Here is a 17,707-nt window from a genome sequence, read left to right on the forward strand (position 1 = left end):
CCCGTGGAACGGCCCGACCACCGCGGCGACACGCGCAGGCACGTCACACCCACACGCTAAAATCAGCTACCGAACGCGGCACCGAAGCCACGGCCACGAACCGACCCCACCCCATGAAAAATCGAGGCTAGCACTGATCAACGTTCTGGTTTTCAACGAGGCTTGGAACTGGAGCCTTGTCGGACAATACCTGTTCAGCAAGGTCATCATGTTGGGCGTCTGGCATACGATTGAACTGACACTCTGTGTGACAGTCCTGGGCATCGTCCTGGGCATCATCACCGCAGCTTGCAGAGTCTCCAACCTTGCCGTACTGCGCGCTCTGGCCATCGCCTATATCTGGGTCATGCGTGCGATGCCACCCCTCGTGATGCTGCTCTTGATATTCTTCCTTGCAGCACTGATTCCTCAGCTCACCATCGGCATCCCCTTCGGCCCCGACTTCCTTGGCATCCCGACTAACGATGTCATCAGCCGATTCAGCGCTGGAGTCATCGGGCTGTCCATCTATATGGGCGCGTACGTAGGCGAAATAATCCGCGGCGGAATCCAGGCCGTGCCGGAAGGTCAATTCGAGGCCTGCCGCTCCCTTGCACTGACTAATCGAACGACGTACTTCAAGGTCATCGGCCCCCAGGTCGTCCGGACAATTATCCCCTCGCTCGCGAACGAGGTCATCACCACTTTCAAGAGCACCTCGCTAGTGTCCGTCATCGGATTCACCGAACTTCACACTACCGTACAGAACATCTATGCGGTCAACTTCGAGACAATTCCACTGCTGACTGTCGCCGTAATCTGGTACCTCGTCTTGACGAGCATCGCGATGATGGGCCAGTCGGCCCTCGAACGCAGATTCGGCCGGGGATTCAATAAGCGTGTTATCACAACAAAACGCACAACCTCCAAATAACAACGTCTGCGGTTTCCGAAGGAGAACAGATCAGATGAACACCTCACGTTCGCCGCTCCTCGAGCTGGTAGACATCCATAAGTCGTACGGCGACTTCGAAGCCCTCAAGGGCGTCAGCCTTGAGGTGCCAGAAGGCGGCGTAGTCAGCATCGTCGGCCCTTCAGCATCGTCGGCCCTTCAGGATCGGGGAAGAGCACGCTGTTGCGTACGATCAACATGTTGGAGCCGATCGACGGCGGTGCCATTGTGCTCGACGGGGAGATGATCGGGTACAAGACACGGGGCGATCACCGAGTCCCGTTAACCAAGTCCCAGCGTCGGATCCAGGTGCAGAACTTCGGGATGGTCTTCCAGTCGTTCAACCTCTTCCCCAATTACACTGCTGCCGAAAACATCGCGCTCGCGCCCGCTTCTGTCCGCGGGCTCTCGAAACGCGATGCGATGAAGCTCGCCCAGGAGACCCTGGACAGGGTCGGACTTGGGGATAAAGCCGGCAATTACCCCAGCGAACTCTCCGGTGGTCAGCAGCAGCGGGTGGCGATTGCACGGTCTCTGGCAATGAAACCCCGAGTCTTCCTGTTCGACGAACCGACCAGTGCACTTGATCCTGAGTTGGTTGGAGAAGTTCTCGAAGTCATCCAGGGAATCGCCGAACAGGGTTCTACCATGGTCATCGTCACCCATGAGATGTCCTTTGCCCGTAATGTATCCGATGAGGTCGTCATGATGGATGCCGGTCAAATCATCGAACGAGGTGCCCCCGACGAGCTCTTCGATTCCCCGAAGACGGAACGAGCAAAACGGTTCTTCTCCTCTTCGGCCCGCTAAACGGCAGGAGGCCCCGACCACATGTCCCACGACTACATCGTCATCGGCGCCGGCGTGCACGGCTCCGCAGCGTCCTACTACCTTGCGAAATCCGGCGCTTCCGTCCTGCTGCTGGAGGCGAAGACCGTCGCCTCGGGGGCCTCGGGCGGGGTCGGCAAGCGCGGGGTGCGGGCCAACGCCCGCGACATCCGAGAACTGCCGCTGATGAAGATCGCCTACGACATGTGGCCCGGAATCAACGAGGAGTTGGGCCTCAAGGTCGGCTATGAGCGCACCGGCGGGATCGAGCTCGTCGGCCCCGATGTCTTCGCTGACAAGAGCCTGCACGACCAGCTGAAGACCCGGGTCGGCGTCCAGTCGGCCTTCGGGATCGAGACCCGCATCATCGACAAGGCGGAGTTGGACACCCTGGAGCCGGGGGCCTCGGCCGAAACGGTGGCCGGTGCCCTGTACTGTCCGGCTGACGGCACCGGCGACCACACCGAGGTGACCCGCGGTTATGCGGTCGCGGCACAGGCCGCAGGTGCGGAGCTCAAGGAGAACACCCCGGTCACCGGCATCACGGGTAAGAACGCCGATGGACTCTACACCGTCACCACCGAAGACGGCACCGCCCACACGGCCACCCGTGGCGTACTGGTGACGGCGAACAGCTATAGCCGCCGGCTGCTGGCCGATTCCTTCGGCATCGACGTTCCCATCACCCGTTTCAACCCGCAGATGACACCCGTGCGGGCGGCCGGCGGGTTCACCTTCAAGCACCTGCTGGGCCACCACTCGCTGCCCTTCGCGGCGAAGACCATCACGATCGACGGTGAGGACGTGGTCATGCTCTCCGGCGGACGGACCGGCGACTGGGACTACGAGTCCGAAACCGGCACTCCGCGCCCGGAAACGGCGGAGAAGTCCATCATCGACGCCACCTCGATCTATCCGGCCTTCGCCGGCGCCGAGGTGGTCGTGACCGACGCCTCCCGGCCCGAATCGCTGACGGTCGACGACATCCCGGTGATCGACGAAGTGCCTGGCAACCCCGGCGTCTTCTTCGCCACCGGCTGGTCGGGCCACGGTTTCGCGATCTCGCCGGCGGTGGCAACACTGCTGGCGGGGTGGATCACCTCCGGTGAGCGCCCCGCCGAGCTGGAGCCGTTCACCTTCGCCCGGTTCCCGCAGGTCTCACAGGCCTGAAACCGGATCCCCCGGTTCACCGTCGAGTGGCTGGGACACGCCTAAACCCGAAGTCAGGTTCCGGCGCGTCCCAGCCACTCGACGGTTCGGGGCCCGGGTTGGTTCTCAGCCCGGTTCGGCCATGACGTCGAGGCCGACCTGCATATCGCGTGCCAGCTTGTCGCGATCCACGACCGCACCCTCCTTGATCACATGCCGGATCTCCTTGTACGCCGCAGCCGAGGTCAGCGGGTCGGCGTCAAGGATCAGCACATCGCCCTTCTTACCGACTTCCAGGGTGCCGACGACCTCGCTTACGCCATACGCCTCGGCAGGGTAGGCAGTCGCCGAACGAAGCACCTCCATGGGCTCCATCCCCTTCTCCCACGCGCCCTTGAGCCAGTTGAAATGGCTATAGCCCAGCTGCACACACTGATCGGGCACCGTGGGCTTGAGCGTGCCGGCCCTGAACCCGGGATGTTCGGTGATCCGCGGTCCGTAGGCGAATCCGTCGGTCGTCAACAGCAGCCGGGCACCGCGTTCGATCAGTCCCCGCTGGTTGATGTCGGAGTTCTCCCTTGCCCCGTGTGAGATCGCAGTACCGGGGAACGAGGCGCTCCACTTCAGGTAGTCATCGGTGCAGACCAGGGCCGCGGTCGGGATCCGCTTGCCTGCGATCCGGTCCAACAGCTCGGCCGGAGCGGGCTGCCCGACGGTCATATCGCCGTGTTGCAGCAGATCCACCCCCAGGTCCACGGAGATCCGCAGGCTGTCGACCGAGGTCGTATGCGCCTGGGTGGGCAGGCCGTAACCGTGTGCCGTATCGTGGATCGCCTGCTGGGCGGCTTCGGAGAACATCAGGAAGACGGCGGCCCCGCTGGCGATGGCCAGATGGTCTGTGGCCGCCCACTTGATGAAGTCGACGCCGGTCTCCTCGATGTACTGTGCCACGGCCTCGGCGATCTGGGACACCGACATAGTGGTCAGACCGGGCCCGGTCCCCCGCTCCCATTCGTGATTGACCGAGGCGATCGTGTCCTTCTGCAGGAAGGTGCCCGGCGCCACGAAGTCATCGGACAATGGTCCGCCCAGGCCAATGATATTGCCGGAACAGTAGATCCGCGATCCCGTGGTCTTCCCGGCGTTGATCTCATCGCGCACCCTGGTCGCGGCCGCAGCCGGACCCCAGGTATCGAACACCGTCGTCACACCGTACTTCAGGGTCAGCTCGGCGGCCTCACGGGCCAGCTCGTCATAACGCCCTTGGAAGTCCAACAGGGTGTCCGCGGTACGCGCGGCGACCAGGTGGACATTGGCGTCCATCAGGCCGGGGATCGCGAAGCCTCCGCGCGCGTCGACTGTCTGCACGCCTTCCGGAATGCTCACCGCGGCGGCGGGACCCACCGCTTCGATGGTTCCGTCGGCGCCGATCAGAATGGTGCCGCCGTCGATCGGCTGGGCGCCGGTCGCATCGATGACGGTGGCGTTGACGATTGCCAGTTGTGCCATGGGACTGAACTCCTTTGTTGTGGTTGCGTGGCTTCGGGCAGTCAGGTCGCGGCTACATTCTCAACCGGAAATGACCTCGGATTCCTCCGCTATCCAGCGGCGGACTTCGGACTGCAGAACGGTCAGTGGAACTGAACCAAGGCTCAGCACCTGGTCATGGAAGGCCCGGATGTCGAAGGCCGACCCCAGTGCGGCCTCGGCCTCTGCACGCAGGTCCTGAATGGTCAGCTGCCCCAGGTAGTACGCGGTCGCCTGGCCCGGCCAGGAAATGTACCGGTCGATCTCCGTGACGATCTCGTGTTCGGCGATCGCGGTGTTCTCCCGCAGGTAGTCCTGCGCTTGTTCACGCGTCCACCCCAGTTCGTGCATACCGGGGTCGACGACCAGCCGGACCGCGCGCCACATCTGGAAGGAGAGCATGCCCATGCGCTCGTACGGGGTCTCGTACATGCCCATCTCATCGCCCAGCCGCTCGGTGTACAGACCCCAGCCCTCTCCGAAGGCCGAAATGTATTCGCGGCGGAACTCCGGCAGGTCCATCTCCTGGGCCAGGGAGAGTTGGAAGGAATGCCCCGGCGCTGATTCGTGCAGTGTCAGTGCCGGCAGCGAATACAGCGGCCGGGCCGGCAGGTTGTAGGTGTTGACCAGATAGCGGTCGGGGGCGCCACGTCCGAAGGTATCGAAGGCCGCGATCTCCTTGGGCGTTTCCATAATGGAGAAACGCCCGTTCGGCAGTTTGCCGAAGTACCGGTGCACCACTCCGTCGAAGGCCTTGCAAGTGTAGGCGGCTTCGGCCAACAGCTGCCGGGGCGTGGTTGCATAGAACTGCGGGTCGGTGCGCATAAAGGCGAACAGTCCATCCAGATCGCCGGCGTAGCCGAGTTCCCCGGCTATCTTGTCCATCTCCGCACGGATCTTCGCAACTTCGCTCAGCCCCAGGTCGAAGATCTGCTGCGGATCCATTTCGGTGGTCGCATATTCGCGGATCTGCGAACGGTAGAACTGCGGCCCATCGGGCTGGTCGACCGCCGCGATGGATTCCGGTAGCTGCGGCAGATATTCCCCACTCAAGAACTCGTAGAGTCCTTGGTAAGCGGGCACTACCAGTTCGGTCAGGACTGAGACGGCCCGATCCTGCAGTTCTGCTACCACGGTGGCCGCGGTTGCCGTCGGCATCCGGGTGAACGGTCCGAAGAACGGAAGGGATTTCACATCGGAGGTCTGGGCGACCGACCGGACGGGTTCTTCCCGCCCCGTCATGCACACTCGGGCTGGGCCGAAGCCCCGCTGGAGGCCCGCGCGCATATTGTCGATCTGTTGGGCGAAGTACCGGGGGATCTGACCCAGCATCTGCAGATATGCCTGTGCCTGGTCCGCATCCGCCAGCGCCAGCCGGTAGGCGTCGAAGGCCAGGTCCCGCCAGAAGGCGGTGTCGGCGGTGGCGGGGCGTTCGAACATCCGGTACTGCTGTGCTTCGAGCAGGGTCTGGACCTGGTTGCGATAGACCTGGTAATCGACCAGTTCCTCCGCACTGAGCCCTGGAACGTCTACCGTATCCAGCTGGGTCAGAGTGTCTTCCCATTTCCGGGTGCGGCGATCCTGTGCAGTTACCGACACATCGGGAAGCGAGTCCCGTACCCCTGATTTCCAGCCCGATGAGCCGAATTCGCCTCCACGCCAGTTCCATTCCGACTCGATGATGTCGTACAACCGGTTTCCGGCTTCAGTCTGCCGGCGTGTGTCGGACGAATTCGCGCTCATCGTTCTTCTCCTTCTCGATTCCCGATTACTTCACGTCTACCGGCGTTCAGGCAGGCTGGTTGGATTCCGGCTTATCGGCCCGGCCGGTGCTCCAGGCGACGAAGTCCGCAATATCGTGCAGCTGGTCGATACGCGAACCCGGGTGGGCGTACATCATGTGTCCGGCAGGGTAATAGCGCCGGACGATCTGGTTCCAGGACTTCTCGCTGATCCGCAGGTGGGCCAGCACGTGTTCCGAAGCTGCGAACGGCGTCGCACAGTCGTGATATCCGAAGGCGACGTAGACCTTCAGGTCCGGGTTCATCCGCATAGCGTAGGCCAGGTCCTCGGCGGTGGTGACATGGGAGTTCTCGAACTCCTTGTACGACCACGGGTGCACCCGGCCGGTCAGGACTTCGTAGGTGATATCGGATTCGTAGCCGAACTCGCTGCGCAGCAATTCGTTGATACCCACGGTGTACGGATACTGGATCATCGGGTACGAGGGGTCGTCTCCCAACACCTCACCGCTGAGCTTGCCCTGGTGTGCGGTCCACCTGGCATCCAGTCGTCCAGTCTTCAGCCGCTGGTCCTTGAGCAGCTCGTTGAAGAAGGTGAATTCGTCGACGCGCAGATCGGAGATCCGCACGAATTCGGGGTCGAGTCCAATCAGATCCGCCAGACGGGAACAGATATCCGCGTGTTCCTCCGCACTCAGGCGCTTGCCCTTGTCCAGTGCCCGTGAGTAGTCGCCATAGGCGAACTCGGTCGCCTCGGCGATCACATCCTCGGCGCTACGACCAGGGTGCTTGCCGTGGTACTGGGCGATAGCAGCGAAGGTCGGCAGGTAGTGCACGTACGGTGCTTCGTTGCCCTCGGTGAAGTCGATGGTCGCGAAGTCCAGGACCGCCGAGATCAGGATGATGCCATTGAAGGCGATCCCGTGACGCCGTGCCAGGTGCCCGGCGAGCGCCGCAGCACGGGTCGTGCCGTAGGATTCCCCGGCCAGGAACTTCGGTGAGGTCCAGCGCTTGTTCCGGGTCAGCCACAGACGAATGGCCTCGCCGACGATGTCACGGTCGCCGGTGAACCCGTGGAACTCCTGATCCTTCCGGCCTTCCATCGGGCGGGAGTAGCCCGTGGTGATCGCATCGATGAAGACCAGGTCGGCATCGGCCAGGGTCGTCTCCAGGTTGTCGGTCAGTCCGTAGGGCGGCTGTGCGGGTTCGTCGACGTCGTTGATGACGACGCGGCGCGGGCCGAACAGTCCAATGTGCAGCCAGGCCGATGATGAGCCGGGGCCCCCATTGAAGGCGAAGATCACAGGGCGCTGCGGGTCCGTCTGGCCTGCGGCGTCCGTCACCGTATACGAGGTGGAGAAGACTCGGGCTGCGGGCACATCACCGCAATAGACGCCATCGGTGACTTCCTCCTGGCCGATCACCGTGGTACCCGTGGTGACCCGATAGTTCAAGGGACCGGCGGGCAGTTTTATGGAGTGCTCACTGGTGACCAGGTCGTCCTGGGGTGCCGGGCTCGCCGTAGTACCGGGGGTTGGTTCGGTCGATTCGTGTGCCATGTGGTTGGTTGTTCCCTTCGGTTCCGTATCTGTGTCGCGTCTATGCGTCGTGTTGTTCGCGTGCGGTGTCCCATGCCGCGTTGATCTTCGGCACTGCGGCCAGGAGATCCTGGGTGTACTGTTCGCGCGGGTGGTCGAAGATTTCATCGCGGGCGCCCTGCTCCACGACCTTGCCGGTGCGCATCACCGCGACCTTGTGGGCGATCTGCCTGACCACGGCCAAATCGTGGGCGATGAAGATATAGGAGATGTCCCGCTCGCGCTGGAGGTCGACCAGCAGTTCGAGGACCTGTGCCTGGACGGAGACGTCCAAAGCGGACACCGCCTCATCGCAGATCACCAGCTTGGGTTCGACCACCAGGGCCCGGGCGATCCCTATCCTCTGAGCCTGGCCGCCGGAGAACTGGCGCGGATAGCGTTCGGAGTGATCGGGGTTGAGACCGACGCGCTCCGTTGCCGCCTTGACCAGGGTTTTATAGCCGCCGGCGACCTTGCGCTTCTGATATCGCAGCGGAGCCGATATCACCTCTTCCACTGTGTGGCGCGGATTGAGCGAGGAGTACGGGTCCTGGAAGACGACCTGTACTCCGCTGCGGAATCCCAGCAGGCCCTTGCCGGATTTACCGGTGATGTCGGTGCCTTCGAACTCGACGGTCCCAGAGGTCGGATCGATCAGTCGGGCGATCATCCTGGCCGTGGTCGACTTGCCCGAACCCGATTCGCCCACGATCCCGATGGTTTCGCGGCGGTTGAGTTCGAAGGACACATCGTCGACGGCGCGGAAGATGTCCTTGCGGCCCGTCTTGAACTCTTTGACCAGGTTATTCACCCGCAGCAGGGGCGTCGTCGTGTTCATGGTCGTTTCCCCTTTGCGGTTTCCGGTCCGGTGGCCGACCCTGTACCGATAATGGGCTCCGGCAGGTTCACCACATCGTCCAGGCGCGGGGTCGCAGCCAGGAGCTTTCGAGTGTAGGCGTTCTGCGGATTGGCGAAGATGCCCTCGGCAGTGCCCTGTTCGACCGTCTTACCGGATTGCATCACGGTGATGTGGTTCGAGATCTGACTGACCACTGCCAGGTCGTGGGTGATGAACAGCATCGCAGCCTGGGTATGTTCCTGCACCTCGGCCAGCAGGTCCAGGATGCGAGCCTGCACGGTGACGTCCAGGGCCGTGGTCGGTTCGTCGGCGATGATCAGGTCCGGTTCACATACCAGCGCCATGGCGATCATCACGCGTTGGCGCATGCCGCCGGAGAACTGATGCGGATAGTGGTTCACGCGGCCGGCCGCGTCGGGAATCCGCACCCGGTCCATGGCCTCGGCGGCCTTCTTGAGCCCCGCGGCACGGCTGCCGCCCTTGTGCGCGCGGTAGGCCTCGGCGATTTGAAAGCCCACTGTGTAGTAGGGATTCAGTGAGGACAGCGGGTCCTGGAAGATCATGGCGATCTTGTTCCCGCGCAACTTGCGCATTGCCGCATCGGATTTGTGCAGCAGTTCCTCACCGTGGAACTTCACGCTGCCGCTGGCCTTGGCCTCCTTGGCCAGCAGGCCCATCACCGCAAGCGAGGTCATCGATTTACCCGACCCGGATTCGCCAACCAGGCCCATGGTCTGGCCCTGGGCGATTTCGAAGGAGATATCATCGACGACGGTTCCCAGGGGGAACTCCACCGTCAGCCCCTGTACGGAGAGCACGGGGGTGTCCGTGGACGCGTTCGTCCGGCCGGTTTCGGCGGGAGTACTCATGTGCTGCTCACTCTCACTCGGGGGTCCAGGACCCGGTACAGCAGGTCGACGATGATATTGGCGATTACCACGGCGAATGCCGCTACAAGGGTCACGCCCATGATGACCGGCTGGTCGTTCACGGAGATCGCGTCGTAGGCGAACTTGCCGATGCCGGGCAGGCCGAACACCGTCTCCGTGATGAGCGCACCGCCCAGCAGGGTGGCGAAGTCGACGCCCAGCAGGGTGACGATCGGGGTCAACGACGGCCGCAGCCCGTGGCGGATCAGGATAGGGCCAGGTTTGAGACCCTTTGCCCTGGCCGTCCGCATGAAATTCTCCCCCATGGTGTCGATCATGTTCGTTCTGGTCAGCCGTGCATACATCGAGGCATACATAAGGGCCAGCACCATCCACGGCATGATGTAGGTGGCGAACCACTGTCCCGGGCTCTCACTGAACGGAACGGCGGTGGGGAATGGCAGCCATTCGAGCTGGACCACCAACAGGTACTGCAGAACCAGTGCGACGAAGTAATTCGGCAGGGAGATGCCTGCCAGGGCGAAGGCCATCGCCCCTCGATCCCACCAGGTACCCTCCTTGACCGCGCTGATGACGCCGGCGGCCACGCCTGTCAGCAGCCATAGAACGGCAGCGCCGATGGCGATGGTCAGGGTCACGGGCATCCGATCCATGATGCCCTGCAGAACACTCTGGCCGGTCTGGAACGAATACCCGATGCACGGTGCCCCGCAATGGATCGCAGATGCACCCTCGCCGTAATCGCGACCCACGAAGATGCCAGCCAGGAATGCGAAGAACTGGGCGAAGAAGGGCTGGTCCAGTCCCATCTGGGTCCTGATCGTCTCGATCCGGTCCGGTGTACAGGTCTGACCGCAAATGCTGGCGGCCGGGTCCGGGGAGAGTTTGAAGAACACCAGGAGGGTGAAGAACACGACGAACAGCATGATGATGATCGCCGCGCCGAAGCGCTTGAGCAGATAGGAGATCATTCGAACCCTCCGGAGAAGATCTTCTGCAGGTTGTCACCCAGCACGGTGAATGCGAAGACGGTGAGGAACAGCAGGATGCCGGGAATCGCGAAGAACATCGGATCGCTGGAATACCAGGGAACAGCCGATGCGATCATCTGTCCCCAGGACGGATTCGGCGGGGTGATGCCCACACCCAGGAAGGACAGACCGGCCTCGGTGGCGATGAAGTTCGGGATCGCCAGAGTGGCCATCACGATGATCGTGCCCGACAGGTTCGGCAGGACCTCGCGGAACACCAGCGGCGCCCAGCCGGCCCCCGAGGTTCGTGCCGCCTCGACGAATTCCCGGTTCGCCAGTGACATGGTCTGAGCGCGAATCACGCGGGCTGTGGCCGGCCAGCTGAAGATGCTGAGCACGATCACGAGCAGGGCGGGACGATTGCCCTGGGGTAGTGCGGAGAGGATCGCGATCATGAAGATCAGGGCAGGGAAGGCCATGAGGAAGTCCATCAGGCGCGAAATCACGGCATCGACGATGCCGCCGAAGAATCCGGCCAGCAACCCCATAACCACGCCCAGGAGCATGGTGATGGCGGTGGCGCAGATGCCGACCAGCAGCGACACTCTGGCCCCATAGGCGATACGGGCGAAGATGTCGCGGCCGTTCTGTGGTTCGACGCCCAGCCAGTGCTCTGCGCTCATGCCACCCAGCGGAGCCAGTGGCAGACCGCCGGAGGACGGGTCCACCGCGGCTTCGTCATAGGTGAAAGGGTCCCAGCCGGACAGCCGGGTGACCAGCGGGGCGAAGATCGCCAACAGGACGATCAGTGCCAGAAATGCGAGAGAGAGGATCACCGAGGGCTTGCGGATAATCTTCCGGAAAGCCCGGACCCCAGGCGAGAAGGACTCGCCCGGGGCCGGTTGACCAAACTCTCCAACTTGGGTGTTGGGCGAGGCGGTCATGAGTGGATCATCCCTCCGGGTTCAGCAGACCGATTTGGTTGTAATCGATGTAGCCGGTCTTCGACGGATTCGCGAAGGCACCACCGATGTTCGTTCCCACCATCTGCAGCGGGCGAGGACGGACCAGCGGGGCGACTGGAGCGAGCTCCGCGATCTTGTCGCTGATCTTGATGTACTTCTCGTTCTTCGATTCCAGGTTCGGATCGATGGCGGCATCGGCGAACATTTTGTTCAGTTCTTTGTCGTTGATCTGCGACTGGTTCCGGTTGCCGGTCTCCGTGATGCGGGTGCCATCGTAGTTCGACTGCAGCAGGGATTGGCCGGAGAACCAACCGTTTCCGCACCAACCGGTGATGGTCATGTCCTTCTGCTGGCTGGGAGTGGCGACAACCTCGTAGAACTTGGCCTGGTCGATGACGTTGAGCTTGACGGTGACGCCTGCCTTGGCCAGGGACTGCTGTACGGCCTCGGCCTGGGCCTGCCACATCGGCAGGGCGCGCACGTCCATGGTCAGGCTCAGGTTCTCGGCCCCGGCCTCCTTCAGCATGGCCTTGGCCTTCTCCGGGTCGCCCTTGTTGCCGTCCGTCGCGTACGGATCCTCGGACTTATAGCCGGGCACGTTGGGCAACAGCAGGTTCGGAGCGGTTTCCGCCAGCTTCGGTCCGCCGGAGGCATTGACCACGCTGGACTTGTCGACTGCCCAGTTGAGCGCTTGGCGCACCTTGACATTGTTCAATGGCTTCTTGGTCGTATTCATGGCCATGTAGTAGTTGCACGAGGCCTGGCCCTGCACGGTCCGCGCCGCCAGCTTCTTATCCTGGGTGATCTTCGCCAGGTTCGCCGACACCACGGGGTTGGTCGATGACGCGATTGCGTTCTTGTCCTCGCCCTGACCGGAGATCAGCCGCTGGTCGATGGTGTTCTGGTCCAGACCCAGCTGGAACTTGTAGCCGTCCAAGTTCGCCGGACGGATATCGTCCGTTTCCTGCTTCCAGTTCTCATTGCGTTCCAGCGTCAGCGATTCGCCCCGCTTGTACTCCTTGACCTTGTAGGGGCCGGAGGAGATTGGATCCTTCTGAATCTGGTCGGCCTTGGTCACCTTGTCCTTGGGGAAGGGCACAGCAGGAGCGGTGGCCATCACCTTTGGAAAATCGGCCATCGGCTGTTCGGTTGTGATCTGAATGGTCCGGTCGTCGATCACCTTGATGGAATCGAGTCCCTTGGGATCCTCGAACACGCCCTTGTACTTCGAGGCGCCCTTGATATAGCTCTGCACATCGTCCAGGCCGATGGCCAGGCTGGGATCCAGCGCGTGTTCGATCCCGAACTTCATGTCCTGGGCGGTGATGGGGCTACCGTCATCGAACGTGATTCCGTCTTTGAGCTTGAACGTCCACTGGGTGGCGTCCTTGTTCGACTTACCGGTGTCCTCGGCCAGGTCGCCGACCAGCTCGAGTTCGCCCGAATCACGGTTGTACTTGTACTGGACCAGATTACGGTAGAGCAGCTGGTAGAGGTTCATGACATTGCCGTCGCTGCCCATAGCAGGGTCCAGGTAGGAGAAGTCCGTGCTGCCCAGAATGGTGGCGACCCCGCCTTTCTGAGGATCACCGGTGTACTGGGCGAAACCGGTTTTCGCATCGACGTCGGCCTTGGAATCGCTGCCCGAATCGCCGCCACCGCAGGCGCTGAGGAACATGGCCCCGGCACTCAGCACGGCCACAAGAGGCAGTAGTCGCTTTCTCATGAAGTTATCTCCTTCAACTTGGTAACTACATGGTCGTCTTTGGTACGGCTACCCGCCGCCACTGCACGTGACACGACTCCGGGTCCACCGTGGGTGTGGGTCACTTGGATACTCTGAGCAAAACTGAAAAGCACCATGTGCTTCACCTCACACGGTTAATATAAGCTGATTGCAGCGATCATTGCAATAGGAGAAGCAGAATTGAGCATTGTTGCAACGTGGATTGACTCCCTAGCCGCCTCGAACAAGCTGTCAAAAGGGACCATCGCCGTCCTCAACGCCATCTCCGCCGACCCCGAACGCGCCTCCTACTGCAACACCCAGCAGTTGGCCGAAACGGCGGGAGTCAACGCCGCAACCGTTGTCCGTGCGGCTCAGGCCATTGGATTCGCCGGATGGCCGGCTCTGTCCACTGAGGTCCGCAACCGATTCCTGTCATCCCTCGACGTCCGCAAACACTATGAACATGCCAGCGCGGGCAGATCCGACCGCGCAATCACCGGAATGTCGAAGGACGCAGCACTCCTCCAGGTCTTGGCGGAAACGCTGCAGGAAGATGACCTTGTCCGAATTGCAAGGATCATTGCAGAATCGCGCATGTCGACGGTCCTGGCTACCGGCTCGTGGGCCGGCCCAGCTCAGTTGTTGGCGCACAACAGCAGGGGCTTGGGCTTCAACATAGCGTTCGAGGGCGGGTCGGTGACCACAATGCTCAACGCGGTCCGGCTGCTTCACCCAGGAGACTGCCTGGTCGCCATCTCCGTCTGGAAGACGAGCACCGCCATCTACCAGATGTGCAGGATTGCCCACGAACGCGGCGTGAAGATCATCGTGATCGCCGATCAGCACTCCCATTTGGCCGACCTGGCCGACGAACTACTGCTGGTGCCATCGGAGGGAATGGGCCCGATGGCCTCGGCCACCTGCGCCGTAAGCCTGGTGCAGTGCATCGTCACGGCCTTGGCAGACCTCGATCCGGAGCGCAGTGCCGCCCGTTTGGAAGAACTGGATGATCTATGGCGTCAGACCGGTGCCGTCATGAGTGGGTGAGGACAGCATGGTCGCCGACCGGGCCATACGCCCCTCGTTGACAGCACTGTCAACGCGCGCTATCTTAGCGATTGACAGTGCTGTCAACGGCGGGGTTCCGCCAGCATGGAGGCAACGGTGCCCAAGGTTCTCATTGCAAATCGCGGCGAAATCGCAGTCCGGATCGCCGATGCCCTGCGTACCTTGGGGTGGCAGTCGGTAGCCATCCACGTAGCCGGTGATGACATCCACATCCCAGCCGCAGACGAATCCGTCGAACTGCCCGGCAGCGGGGTCGCCGGATACCTCGACATCGACCGGATCATCGCGGCCGCCCGCGCCACGGGCGCCCTGGCGCTGCACCCCGGCTACGGCTTCCTGTCCGAGAGCTCCGAACTCGCAGAAGCCTGCGCCGACGCGGGAATCACCTTCATCGGCCCCGACCCGCAGACCCTGAGAACCTTCGGCAACAAGGAGACCGCCCGCCGTCTGGCCGGCGAACTCGACATCCCCGTAGTCCCCGGCACCGGCCTGAACCCCGATCCACAGACCGCCGCGGCCTTCCTGGCAGAACACGACACCATCATGGTCAAGGCCGTCGCCGGCGGCGGAGGCCGGGGCATCCGCCAGGTCAGCGCCACCGACCCCGCCGGCAGCCTGCACGCGGCGATCGAATCCTGCCGGACCGAGGCCCTGCATGCCTTCGGCCAGGACGACTTCTTCCTCGAACGCTTCGTCTCCCATCCACACCACATCGAGGTCCAGGTGCTCGGCGACGGCGCCCACGTCCAACACGCCTGGGTCCGCGACTGCTCGGTCCAGCGCCGTAATCAGAAGGTCGTGGAGATCGCGCCCGCGCCCTGGCTGCCACCCGAACTCGAAGAGAGGATCCTGCACGCCGCGCTCGCCCTGGCCCAGGCCTCGGGCCTGCGCGCCCTGGCAACCGTCGAGTTCCTCCTCGATGCACAGGGCTCGGAAGAACCACAGTTCTTCTTCATGGAGGTCAATCCACGCCTGCAGGTCGAACACACCGTCACCGAGGCGATCACGGGTTTGGACCTCGTCGCGCTCCAACTGCAACTGGGCATGGGCAATACCCTGGACCAACTGGGCCTGGACTCCCCACCGGCCAGATCGGGCGTGGCGATCCAGGCCCGGATCAATGCGGAGACGCTCCAGCCAGACGGAACCGTGGCGCCGACAGCCGGCATCGTGGCCGACCCCATCCTGCCGGTCGGCCGCTATGTACGCGTCGACACCGCCTTGGCCCCCGGTTCCCGCGTCGATCCGCGGTTCGATTCGATGATCGCCAAGGTCATCGGCACCGGCCCCACCCTGACGGCCGCAGCCCGGACCACCGCCCACGCATTGGGCCGGCTGTCGACCGCTCCCGTGCACACGAACGCCGCGCTGGCCCGCGCCATCGTCGAGGATGGGGCATTCCTCGCCGGCGATTTCAGCACCGACTACCTGCAGGAGCACCTGGGCCGACTGCTCGAGGCGGCAGCCGCCTACGAACCCGCCGCAGCCGCTCCCTCCGATTCGCTGGACGCGGCCAACTCCCACACCACCGATTCCCACGGCGCCGAGGCCCCCGCGGTCCGAGTGCCCGAGGGCGCCACCCCGATCCGCGCGCAGATGTCGGGGGTGTTCTCCCGCGCACATGTCGAACCCGGTCAGAGCGTGCCCGCCGGCACCGTCCTCTTCACCCTCGAGGCGATGAAGATGGAACATCCGGTCGCGGCCGGCGAGCCGGTGACACTGGCCGCCGTTCTCGCGCAACCGGGCGACCTGGTGCAGGCGGGCGAAGTCCTGGCCTACACCCTGCCCGCCGAGGCCTCGGCCACGGCGACCGGTGACGCAGGCCGACCAACACCCAGCGCCGAAGAGTCCGGACACGCGGACGGCCACGCGACGCCAAGCGGCACGGCACCCGCCGACTGGTCCCCCGAAGTCGCCGAGGTCCACTGGCGCCTGGAGCAGGCCCAGCTGATGGGCGGGGAGCACAAACTGCGCGTGCAAGCCGATACCGGACGGCTCAACGCCCGCGAGCGCATCGACGCGCTCGCCGATGCCGACACTTTCAAGGAGATCGGGCCGCTGGCCGGCTTCGGCGCCTACGACGACGATGGCAAGCCGACAGCCGTCAAGCCCTCGAACTACCTTTCCGGCACCGCCCGGATCGACGGCCGCAAGGTCTTGCTGGGAGTCGACGACTTCTCCATCCGGGGATCCTCCGGGGACGCAGCGGTGCACGAGAAGCAGATCTTCACCGAACACCTGGCCGGCGAACTGCAGCTGCCCGTGGTCCGCGTGCTCGATGGGGCCTCCGGTGGCGGCAGTGTGAAGAAGGTATTGGAGGCCGGCGCCATGTACCTGCCGGTCAATCCGGGCTGGGATGCCGTGGTGGACAACCTGTCCAGGGTCCCCGTCGTCTCGATCGCCGCAGGGCCCACGGTGGGCCTGGGCGCGGCCCGGTTCGTCATGAGCCATCTGGGCATCCTGGTCAAGGGCATCGGCCAGATCTTCACCGCCGGACCCCCGGTGGTCAGGGCCGCCACGGGTGAGGACCTGACGAAGGAGCAGCTGGGCGGCTACGACATCCACCGCGACAACGGCATCGTCGAGCGCTTCGCGGATTCCGAGGCCGAGGCGTACAAGATCGCAGCACGGTTCCTGTCCTATCTGCCCCAGTCCGTCCACGAACTGCCGCAGCGCGGCACGCCCTGCGAACCGGGAGATACGGATGTGGACTACCTTTTGTCCGCGGTCCCGCGCAATCCGCGCATCCCGTACGAGATCACCTCGATCCTGGAGCGGATCTTCGACGCCGGTTCACTCATGCAGTACGCGGAGTACGGCTCCGGCACCTACACCGGGCTGGCGCGCTTGGACGGCTACCCCGTTGGCGTGATCTCCGGGGATCCGATGCGCGGTGCGACGCTGTCGCTGGAGGGCGCGCAGGCGATGCAGCGGCTGACGGACCTGTGCCAGACCTTCCACCTGCCGATGATCTCGTTCACCGATCAGGCCGGCATGTCCATCGGCTCGCAGGCCGAGCGCCGCGCCACCATCCGCGGCGGCGCCCGCGCCATTGCGGCGGCCTACCAGGCCACCATTCCGCAGGCCGAGATCGTGCTGCGCCGGGTCTACGGGGTCGGTGGCGCCGGGGTCGTCAACCGACATCGGGCCCAGCGCTCCTGGGCCTGGCCCTCGGGAGACTGGGGCTCCCTGCCGCCACAGGGCGGGATCGAGGCGGCCTTCCGCGCCCAGCTGCAGGCCTCCGACGACCCGGCGGCGCTGCTGGCGGACCTGACCCGACAGTTGGAACATGTGTCCTCGCCGTTCCGGACGGTGGAGACCTTCAGCGTGCAGGACATCATCGACCCGCGCACCACCAGGGGCCTGCTGGTCGACTGGGTCGAGGACGCCTACCGGGCCCTGCCCAAGCAGCTCGGCGCGCCGAGCTTCGGTGTGCGCCCCTGAACCGCGGGGCGACCGCCGCCGAATCAC

Annotated in this window: 12 protein-coding genes and 1 pseudogene; 5 read left to right on the plus strand and 8 right to left on the minus strand. The window is 63.7% G+C overall.

What is annotated here, in order from left to right; all coding sequences use genetic code 11:
- From NQ038_RS13940 to NQ038_RS13950, 3 genes and pseudogenes are all read left to right on the plus strand, one after another.
- Positions 1–913: amino acid ABC transporter permease (locus tag NQ038_RS13940; protein ID WP_257062842.1), on the plus strand; the 913-nt coding region annotated here is incomplete at its 5' end.
- Positions 914–947: 34 nt separating this feature from the next.
- Positions 948–1,741, plus strand: a pseudogene (locus tag NQ038_RS13945) (amino acid ABC transporter ATP-binding protein).
- Between the two features lie 21 nt (positions 1,742–1,762).
- Positions 1,763–2,929, plus strand: a complete 1,167-nt coding sequence (locus tag NQ038_RS13950; protein WP_257062843.1) for an FAD-binding oxidoreductase — start codon at positions 1,763–1,765, stop codon at positions 2,927–2,929.
- A 105-nt stretch (positions 2,930–3,034) separates the two neighbouring features.
- On the opposite strand, the gene NQ038_RS13955 is transcribed toward NQ038_RS13950, so the two are convergent.
- The 8 genes from NQ038_RS13955 to NQ038_RS13990 are packed head-to-tail and all read right to left on the minus strand — an operon-like array spanning position 3,035 to position 13,165.
- On the minus strand, positions 3,035–4,417 hold the full coding sequence (locus NQ038_RS13955) for an amidohydrolase family protein (protein WP_257062845.1): 1,383 nt from the start codon (positions 4,415–4,417) through the stop codon (positions 3,035–3,037).
- A gap of 60 nt (positions 4,418–4,477) precedes the next feature.
- Complete coding sequence (locus NQ038_RS13960) at positions 4,478–6,178, minus strand: DUF885 family protein (RefSeq protein WP_257062846.1); 1,701 nt, start codon at positions 6,176–6,178, stop codon at positions 4,478–4,480.
- Between the two features lie 46 nt (positions 6,179–6,224).
- Positions 6,225–7,736: a S10 family peptidase gene (locus NQ038_RS13965; RefSeq protein ID WP_257062847.1), complete on the minus strand. Its 1,512-nt coding sequence runs from the start codon at positions 7,734–7,736 to the stop codon at positions 6,225–6,227.
- Positions 7,737–7,776: 40 nt separating this feature from the next.
- Entirely contained in the window at positions 7,777–8,592 is an 816-nt protein-coding gene (locus tag NQ038_RS13970) for an ATP-binding cassette domain-containing protein (RefSeq protein WP_257062849.1), read from the minus strand.
- Positions 8,589–9,482, minus strand: a complete 894-nt coding sequence (locus NQ038_RS13975; RefSeq protein WP_257049828.1) for an ABC transporter ATP-binding protein — start codon at positions 9,480–9,482, stop codon at positions 8,589–8,591. Before NQ038_RS13975 ends, NQ038_RS13970 begins: the two co-directional genes overlap by 4 nt.
- Entirely contained in the window at positions 9,479–10,474 is a 996-nt protein-coding gene (locus NQ038_RS13980) for an ABC transporter permease (protein WP_257049827.1), read from the minus strand. The genes NQ038_RS13975 and NQ038_RS13980 overlap by 4 nt, the downstream gene beginning before the upstream one ends.
- On the minus strand, positions 10,471–11,418 hold the full coding sequence (locus tag NQ038_RS13985; protein ID WP_257062851.1) for an ABC transporter permease: 948 nt from the start codon (positions 11,416–11,418) through the stop codon (positions 10,471–10,473). The genes NQ038_RS13980 and NQ038_RS13985 overlap by 4 nt, the downstream gene beginning before the upstream one ends.
- A 7-nt stretch (positions 11,419–11,425) precedes the next feature.
- Positions 11,426–13,165: an ABC transporter substrate-binding protein gene (locus NQ038_RS13990; RefSeq protein ID WP_257049825.1), complete on the minus strand. Its 1,740-nt coding sequence runs from the start codon at positions 13,163–13,165 to the stop codon at positions 11,426–11,428.
- A gap of 201 nt (positions 13,166–13,366) precedes the next feature.
- On the opposite strand from NQ038_RS13990, the gene NQ038_RS13995 reads away from it, so the two are divergent.
- Both NQ038_RS13995 and NQ038_RS14000 read left to right on the plus strand, forming a co-directional pair.
- Positions 13,367–14,215 carry a MurR/RpiR family transcriptional regulator gene (locus NQ038_RS13995; RefSeq protein ID WP_257049824.1) on the plus strand — a complete coding sequence of 283 codons (849 nt, stop codon included), beginning with the start codon at positions 13,367–13,369 and terminating at the stop codon, positions 14,213–14,215.
- Between the two features lie 117 nt (positions 14,216–14,332).
- Positions 14,333–17,680: a carboxyl transferase domain-containing protein gene (locus tag NQ038_RS14000; RefSeq protein ID WP_257062852.1), complete on the plus strand. Its 3,348-nt coding sequence runs from the start codon at positions 14,333–14,335 to the stop codon at positions 17,678–17,680.
- Positions 17,681–17,707 lie beyond the last annotated feature (27 nt).

Source organism: Brevibacterium sp. 50QC2O2, assembly GCF_024580675.1.
Taxonomy (GTDB): Bacteria; Actinomycetota; Actinomycetes; order Actinomycetales; family Brevibacteriaceae; genus Brevibacterium; species Brevibacterium moorei.

Bases quoted from the DNA above. Each gene is read 5' to 3' on its own strand.
- NQ038_RS13980 (WP_257049827.1), bottom strand. From the start codon at position 10,474: ATGATCTCCTATCTGCTCAAGCGCTTCGGCGCGGCGATCATCATCATG.
- NQ038_RS13955 (WP_257062845.1), bottom strand. From the start codon at position 4,417: ATGGCACAACTGGCAATCGTCAACGCCACCGTCATCGATGCGACCGGC.
- NQ038_RS13960 (WP_257062846.1), bottom strand. From the start codon at position 6,178: ATGAGCGCGAATTCGTCCGACACACGCCGGCAGACTGAAGCCGGAAAC.
- NQ038_RS13965 (WP_257062847.1), bottom strand. From the start codon at position 7,736: ATGGCACACGAATCGACCGAACCAACCCCCGGTACTACGGCGAGCCCG.
- NQ038_RS13985 (WP_257062851.1), bottom strand. From the start codon at position 11,418: ATGACCGCCTCGCCCAACACCCAAGTTGGAGAGTTTGGTCAACCGGCC.
- NQ038_RS13970 (WP_257062849.1), bottom strand. From the start codon at position 8,592: ATGAACACGACGACGCCCCTGCTGCGGGTGAATAACCTGGTCAAAGAG.
- NQ038_RS13950 (WP_257062843.1), top strand. From the start codon at position 1,763: ATGTCCCACGACTACATCGTCATCGGCGCCGGCGTGCACGGCTCCGCA.
- NQ038_RS13990 (WP_257049825.1), bottom strand. From the start codon at position 13,165: ATGAGAAAGCGACTACTGCCTCTTGTGGCCGTGCTGAGTGCCGGGGCC.
- NQ038_RS13975 (WP_257049828.1), bottom strand. From the start codon at position 9,482: ATGAGTACTCCCGCCGAAACCGGCCGGACGAACGCGTCCACGGACACC.